Annotated in this window: 7 protein-coding genes; 6 read left to right on the forward strand and 1 reads right to left on the reverse strand. The window is 51.7% G+C overall.

All coding sequences use genetic code 11. From position 1 onward, the window contains the following. Positions 1-32: 32 nt before the first annotated feature. The 5 genes from feoB to JSQ97_RS10490 all read left to right on the forward strand — a co-directional run bounded on the left by feoB (position 33) and on the right by JSQ97_RS10490 (position 4,226). Positions 33-2,219 (forward strand): ferrous iron transport protein B, encoded by a 2,187-nt coding sequence (gene feoB / locus JSQ97_RS10470; RefSeq protein WP_205076006.1) that lies wholly within the window; start codon positions 33-35, stop codon positions 2,217-2,219. A 167-nt stretch (positions 2,220-2,386) separates the two neighbouring features. Then, a complete protein-coding gene (locus JSQ97_RS10475; RefSeq protein WP_187385469.1) occupies positions 2,387-2,587 on the forward strand; it encodes a FeoB-associated Cys-rich membrane protein in 201 nt (66 codons plus the stop codon). Between the two features lie 4 nt (positions 2,588-2,591). Then, on the forward strand, positions 2,592-3,194 hold the full coding sequence (locus tag JSQ97_RS10480; protein WP_205076007.1) for a DUF3793 family protein: 603 nt from the start codon (positions 2,592-2,594) through the stop codon (positions 3,192-3,194). Further along, positions 3,194-3,610, forward strand: coding sequence for a flavodoxin (locus JSQ97_RS10485; RefSeq protein ID WP_205076008.1), 417 nt, complete (start codon positions 3,194-3,196; stop codon positions 3,608-3,610). The genes JSQ97_RS10480 and JSQ97_RS10485 overlap by 1 nt, the downstream gene beginning before the upstream one ends. A gap of 241 nt (positions 3,611-3,851) precedes the next feature. Then, the gene (locus tag JSQ97_RS10490) at positions 3,852-4,226 is read left to right on the forward strand and encodes a heavy-metal-associated domain-containing protein (RefSeq protein ID WP_205076009.1); all 375 of its coding nucleotides are present in this window, start codon (positions 3,852-3,854) and stop codon (positions 4,224-4,226) included. A 123-nt stretch (positions 4,227-4,349) separates the two neighbouring features. On the opposite strand, the gene JSQ97_RS10495 is transcribed toward JSQ97_RS10490, so the two are convergent. Then, positions 4,350-4,790, reverse strand: coding sequence for a ferritin (locus JSQ97_RS10495; protein WP_239447095.1), 441 nt, complete (start codon positions 4,788-4,790; stop codon positions 4,350-4,352). Between the two features lie 85 nt (positions 4,791-4,875). Here JSQ97_RS10495 and JSQ97_RS10500 point away from each other — a divergent pair, with 85 nt between their 5' ends. Further along, the gene (locus JSQ97_RS10500; protein WP_205076010.1) at positions 4,876-6,453 is read left to right on the forward strand and encodes an HAL/PAL/TAL family ammonia-lyase; all 1,578 of its coding nucleotides are present in this window, start codon (positions 4,876-4,878) and stop codon (positions 6,451-6,453) included. The last annotated feature ends 166 nt before the right edge of the window (positions 6,454-6,619 follow it).

The following is a 6,619-nucleotide window of genomic DNA, read 5'->3' on the forward strand; positions in this document are numbered from 1 at the left end:
GACGGAAAACTTTTGTAGCTTGTGGAGGAACTATGGCAACAATTAAGATTGCGCTTGCAGGAAACCCGAACTGCGGCAAAACGACGATGTTCAATTCGCTGACGGGGGCGAACCAGTATGTCGGCAACTGGCCGGGAGTAACGGTAGAAAAAAAAGAAGGCCGAATGAAAGGCGAAAGCGATATTATCGTTACGGACTTGCCCGGTATTTATTCGCTTTCTCCGTATACGCCTGAAGAAGTCGTAAGCCGCGATTATCTCGCCGGAAACGATCCTGCGGCGGTTTTGAATCTTGTCGATTCGACGAACATCGAACGAAACTTATATTTAACGACGCAAATTCTCGAGCTCGGAAAGCCAGTCGTCATTGCGCTGAACATGATCGACGTGCTGAAAAAATCGGGCGATAAAATCGATACGGAAAAACTGAGCGAAGCGCTCGGCTGTAAGATAATAGAAACATCCGCCTTAAAAGGTGTCGGCGTCAAAGAAGCCGCGCGCGCTGCAGCGGAAGCGGCACGCAACTCGAAGACGGTTATGCCGAAAAAATGCTTTTCCGCAAACGTCGAACAGGCGATCTCAAAAATGGAAGCGCTTGTTCCGGCAGATATTCCTGTAGAACTCAAACGCTGGTATGCGATCAAGCTGATCGAACGCGATAGTGTTGTGCTGGAGCGTCTGCACCTTTCGGCGGAAGATGCCGCAAAAGCGGAAGAGATCACAAAAGCCCTTGAATCGGATTACAACGACGATTCCGAATCGCTCATCACGAACGAACGCTACGAATACATCACGAAGATGCTGAAAGGTTGCTTGAAAAAATCGGGCAATAAACTGACGACATCCGACAAGGTCGATAAAATCGTAACGAACCGCTGGCTCGGTATTCCGATCTTCCTTGCCGTCATGTGGGTCATCTATTATATTTCGGTGACGACGGTCGGTACGTGGATGACGGATTGGACGAACGATTCGTTTGTCGCGGGTATTCAGGAGATCGTTTCCGGCTGGATGGAAAATGCGGGTGCAAACGAAGTGCTCACCGATTGTCTTGTCAACGGTTTGATCGGCGGTGTCGGTACGATCCTCGGCTTCGTGCCGCAGATGGCCGTTTTGTTTTTGCTGCTTTCAATCGTCGAAGATATCGGCTATATGGTGCGCATCGCGTTCGTTATGGATCGCGTGTTCAGACACTTCGGACTTTCGGGAAAAAGCTTTATCCCGCTGCTCATCTCTTCGGGCTGCGGCGTTCCCGGTATTATGGCGTCGAAAACGATCGAAAACGAAAACGACCGCCGCTTGACGATTATAACGACGACGTGGGTGCCCTGCGGCGCAAAGCTTCCCGTTATCGCGCTTATGGGCGCGGTCATGGTACAGCATGTGTCAGGTATGAACTCGGCGTGGCTTGCTCCGGCTATGTATGCGACGGGCGTTGCGTGCGTGCTTGTCGCGGCTATTATGCTTAAAAAAACAAAGCCCTTCCACGGCGAAGCGGCTCCCTTCGTTATGGAATTGCCCCAATATCATATTCCGCAGCCGAAGACGGTGCTCATCCATACGTGGGAACGCTTGAAAGGCTTTATGATCAAAGCGGGGACCGTGCTTTTCCTCATGTGCTTGGTCATGTGGTTCCTGTCGAGCTACGGTTTCGGCGAAGAAGGATTCGGTCTTGTCGATCCTGCCGAGTCGATGCTTGCTGCGATCGGCAACGTGCTCCGCTGGATATTCGTGCCGCTCGGTTTCGGAGGCGAAGTCGGCGGTTGGCAGGCGGCTGCTTCCGCGATTTCCGGTTTCGTTGCGAAAGAAGGTATCGTCAGCACGATGGGCGTTCTCGCAAACGTCGCTGAAGAAAGCGTTGAAGAAGCCGATGCTGTTGCAAGCGCGGTCGCGACGTGGTTCCCGACGCTTCCCGCAGCTATTTCGTATCTCGTGTTCAACCTGCTCGATTCGCCGTGCATTGCGGCTATTTCGACGATGGCGCAAAACCTGCAAAGCCGGAAGTGGTTCTGGTTCGCGGTTCTGTTCCAGAACATATTCGCATACGTTATCGCCCTCTGTGTGTATCAGTACGGTATGCTGATTACCGCCGGTGCATTCGGTGTCGGAACGGTGTTCGCGATCCTCTTTACGATCGCGATCCTCGTTATGCTGTTCCGTCCGGATCCCTATAAAAAGCAGGAACGCATGATGCGCGGTCGCGCGTTTGCCGCTGCGTAATGGGACATGAATATTGATCTGAAAAGAAAGAGAAACATACGCAATGTAAAAAAGTATTTATAAAAGGTGATCGGCTGCAGCGTCTGCCCGACGGACGCTGCAGCTTTACGGCGGACGGTTCGCGGGTAAAGCGTGAGCGGTTTTGCCTGCGGTTTACGGAGGTTCGTATGGTTGCAAATATTATTGCAGTGCTTTGTATCGGTGTGTGGGGATTTTTTGCGCTGCGGGCTGTCATAAAAACCCATCACGAAGCGAAGATTACCGGCAATCCGGGGTGCCTCGGGTGCACGGGTTGGTGTTCGTCAAAAGGCGGCTGCCACGAATTTTCAAATGTAGAAAAATTTTTGGCGGAACATGTGAAAAAATAAGTCTATGAGCTTTGAAGAAGCCGTCATACATTGCGGGGCTCCCGCGCTGTGCGGCATTAAACCGTCGTGTCTTTTTTCGATACGGAAAGAAGTGTACGACGCATGTAAAAGCAAAGTGAAGGAATGGCACAGCGCTTTTGCCGGAGAGGGAAAATATATCGTTGCGCTTCCGCGGCGCAATGCGCAGGTATTGTTTTTCGTGTACGATAAAAACCTGCTCGAACGGCAGTGCGGTGATTGCTGCATACGGGAGTATCTGAAAGAAAAAGCTTATCCCGTCGAATCGGGATTTAATGCGATGCTTTCCGAGTTGCTCCATCGCCTCGTCGGAGAAAACGATTTTCCCCACGAGGTCGGCGTTTTCCTCGGCTATCCGCTTGAGGATGTCGTTCAGTTTGAAAAAACTGCGGGCGGCAATTACCGGTATGCGGGGTTTTGGAAAGTGTACGGAGATGTGCACGCCGCTCGAAAGCGGATGGAACAATACAGGACGTGCAGTGAGGGCTGCCGTAAATTATTAAAGAGAGGATTATCCGTGCCGCTTGCGGCGAAAAAATACGCGCGCGGTGCGTTGATACATAGCAATTTATTTAATGGAGGCAAGTAATGACAAAAGCGATCGTATATGCGAGCACGACGGGAAATACGGAAGCGATGGCTCTGGCGATCGAAAAAGGCGCGAAGAGTTCGGGAGCGACCGTCATAATGAAAAAAGCGGATGAAGCGTCCGCTGCGGAAGTTTTAGGCGCCGATGTGCTTATTCTCGGCAGCCCCGCGATGGGTGCGGAAGTCCTTGAAGACAGCATGGAATCGTTCTTTGCGTCGATCGAAGGCAGCCTCGGCGGAAAAAAAGTTGCGCTCTTCGGCTCCTATGACTGGGGCGACGGACAATGGCTTCGCGACTGGGCCGACCGTGTCAAAAATGCGGGCGGTACGATGGTAAACGGTGAAGGTCTTATGGCCCACCTCGAACCGGATGCGGACGCGATCAAAGCGTGCGAAGACCTGGGTGCAAGCGCATAACAAAAAAGGCGGCACCGTTTGCGCTGCATGATTTGCGGCGGTCGGCGGTGAAGCGGACGGGATCGGAAAGAGTCCTTACTATCGGTTCTTCTGCGTGCAAGGGGGTTGTCAATTCTCTTGCACGGGACATAGCTACACAGTAAAAGTTTCCAGCTTTTCACAGGGTCTGCTGCGTACGCCACAAGCGCACAGACCCTGGTTTTTTTGAAAACTCATCATAAAAATTATTAAGGGGGTTGCTATGGCGGTAAATGTAATCATTATTTTAATAATCGCAGTCGGGTTCGTGTTCGGCGTACGTTCGATTTTGCGGAGCGCTGCAGGAAAAAGCTGCTGTTCCGGCGGAGACTCCATCGTCAAGATAGGGCCGTCGGATCCGGATCGTTCGCATTATCCGTACCGTGCGGAAGCGACGGTGGAAGGTATGACATGCAAAAACTGCGCGCTGCGCGTCACGAATGCTCTCAACAGCCTCGACGACGTATGGGCGACCGTAAATCTCAAAAAAAATTCAGTATCGATTTTATTGAAACAAAACGGCGGTGAAGCGGCGCTCGTCGAAGCGGTTTCAAAAGCCGGCTACACGATGAAAGACGTTCGCATTTCGTCGGTTTAACAGCTGCAGATTTTGCCTGATCGCGCGAGGAAAATATCTGGCTTCGGTCATTCTCAATATACAGTGATATCGGGCGGGGAAACGACACCGACGGTTTCTTTTCCCCGCACCCTTGTTCTTCCCTTACAACGTGAGCGACGGCGGCGCATAAGCACGCGCTTTCAATTCGTTGTTGAGCATATACAGGGCTTTCGCATCGCTTCCGAACAGATCGTATTTTTTGATCATATCGTCGGCGTTTTTTTCTTCTTCGCCCTGTTCTTTTACGAACCAATCCAAAAACTGCATCGTCCGGTAATCTTTTACCGCTTGTGCAGCATCATAGATCGCGTGGATGAGGCTTGTCACGTACTGTTCGTGCTTGAGCGATACGGTCAGGGCGTCTTTCAGCTGTTCGTATGTATGATCCGGTTTTTCGATCGCTTCGAGCGTTATGCGCTCGCCGTTGTTTTGCAGATACTGCAACATCAGATCCGCGTGATCCTGTTCTTCCTTCGCTTGGATTTTGTACCAATTGCCGAAGCCTTCCAAACCCTTGTCGTAAAAATAACTTGAAATATCCAAATACAAATAAGTATAATTTTTGCATTTGTCAACTTGTGCATAAGTGTGATATGTTATACAGTGATTCCGACAAGGACAGTACAGAATGAAAACGATAACGATTGACGGTGAGCATCTCACGATCGACGACGTATGTGCCGTTGCATACGGTAAAAGCGAGGTTTCATTTCCGGAGGACGCCGCGTTTTTCGAAACGCTTCGCCGCTCGCGCAAATTTCTCGAAGATTATATCGCAAAGGGTTTTCCGACATACGGAGTGACGACGGGCTTCGGCGATTCGTGCGCAAATCAAATCAATCCCTCCCGCGCGGCAGAGCTGCAAAAATCCATCGTGCGTTTTCACGGCATCGGACTCGGCAAAAAATTTTCGCATGAAGAAGGACGCGCCGTCGTGCTGTGCCGCTTGAATTCCGACGTAAAGGGCGGGCATTCGGCGATCAGAGTCGCCCTTGCAGAAATGCTCAAAACCCTGCTCGACAAAGATATCGTTCCCGTGATCCCCGAACTGGGATCGGTCGGCGCCTCGGGCGATTTGACGCCGCTGTCCTATGTGGCTGCCGTCGTTATGGGAGAGCGCGAAGTATATTACAAAGGTAAAATAGTTCCGGCGATCGATGCGCTCAAAGCCGAAGGAATCGCCCCTCTTCCGCTTGCGGCGAAAGAGGGACTTGCGATCATGAACGGTACGTCGGTGATGACAGCCGTCGCCTCCCTTTCGTGGAAGCGCGCGCGGAGGCTTGCGAACATCTGCGATTTTGTCACCGCAGCGACTGCGGAGATCGTACGCGGCAACGAAGTGCCCTTCCGAAAAAAAGTCGCGGAGATGAAAAATCATACGGGGCAGATCGAAAGCGCGGGCTATATTTACGATATCGTAAAAAACTCGAAGCGCGTGTATCGATATGAAGAGCTGCTCGAACGCATCGGCTCCATCGGCGACGTGCAGTTTGAAAAGCGCTTTGTCAAAATTCAGGATCGCTATTCCATTCGCTGCGCGCCGCAGATAAACGGCGTCCTGCGAGATACGCTTCGGATCGCGCGGCAGTGGATCGAAGAAGAAATCAACTCCGCGAACGACAATCCCCTCGTCAACGTCGATACGCAAGAGCTTTACAACACCGGCAATTTTTACGGCGGGCATATTTGCGCCGCCTGCGATTACCTGCGCATCGCGCTTGCGAACATCAGCGATTTGGCGGACAAACAGGCGGAGATCATAATCGACGGAAAATTCAACAACCTCACGGAAAACCTAATCCCGTTTACTGACGATACCGACGAACGGGCGGGACTGCGATTCGGCTTTAAGGCGGCGCAGATCACGATGTCGGCGATTCGTGCGGAAGTGCAGCATTGCTGTACGGCGATGAGTATTCAATCGAGCCCGACGGAAGCGCTCAATCAGGATAAAGTTTCCATGGGTACGATTTCGGCGCGGAAACTGCGCGACCAAATCGATCTCATCTATCTGCAATACGCCGTACACATACTCGCGGTGTGCCAAGCGGTCGATTTGATAGGCGCTTCGGAGTTCGGCGAATTTACGCAACGATTGTATGCTGAAGTCCGCGCCGTTTCCGCTCCGCTCGTCGACGACAGGCGGCTCGATGAAGATGCGGAAAAAGTCGCACGCCTGCTCGAGGCGACGGAGCTTTTTGAGTAAACCGAGCGGGTACCGTTGAAAAGGGCATCGAGTTTTTGGAGGTGCCCTTCTATCGTTTTTTCAATTTTTCCTCTTTCCAAGTTTCACATTTCGGGTTATACTATATAAGCAACAGGAGATATCATTGAGTTTTCCTATAGCGACCGACAATCCTACCCCACCCCCC

This window comes from Treponema sp. Marseille-Q4523, from assembly GCF_016901105.1.
Lineage (GTDB): Bacteria > Spirochaetota > Spirochaetia > Treponematales > Treponemataceae > Treponema_D.

Bases quoted from the DNA above. Each gene is read 5' to 3' on its own strand.
- JSQ97_RS10480 (WP_205076007.1), top strand. From the start codon at position 2,592: ATGAGCTTTGAAGAAGCCGTCATACATTGCGGGGCTCCCGCGCTGTGC.
- JSQ97_RS10490 (WP_205076009.1), top strand. From the start codon at position 3,852: ATGGCGGTAAATGTAATCATTATTTTAATAATCGCAGTCGGGTTCGTG.
- feoB (WP_205076006.1), top strand. From the start codon at position 33: ATGGCAACAATTAAGATTGCGCTTGCAGGAAACCCGAACTGCGGCAAA.
- JSQ97_RS10485 (WP_205076008.1), top strand. From the start codon at position 3,194: ATGACAAAAGCGATCGTATATGCGAGCACGACGGGAAATACGGAAGCG.
- JSQ97_RS10500 (WP_205076010.1), top strand. From the start codon at position 4,876: ATGAAAACGATAACGATTGACGGTGAGCATCTCACGATCGACGACGTA.
- JSQ97_RS10475 (WP_187385469.1), top strand. From the start codon at position 2,387: ATGGTTGCAAATATTATTGCAGTGCTTTGTATCGGTGTGTGGGGATTT.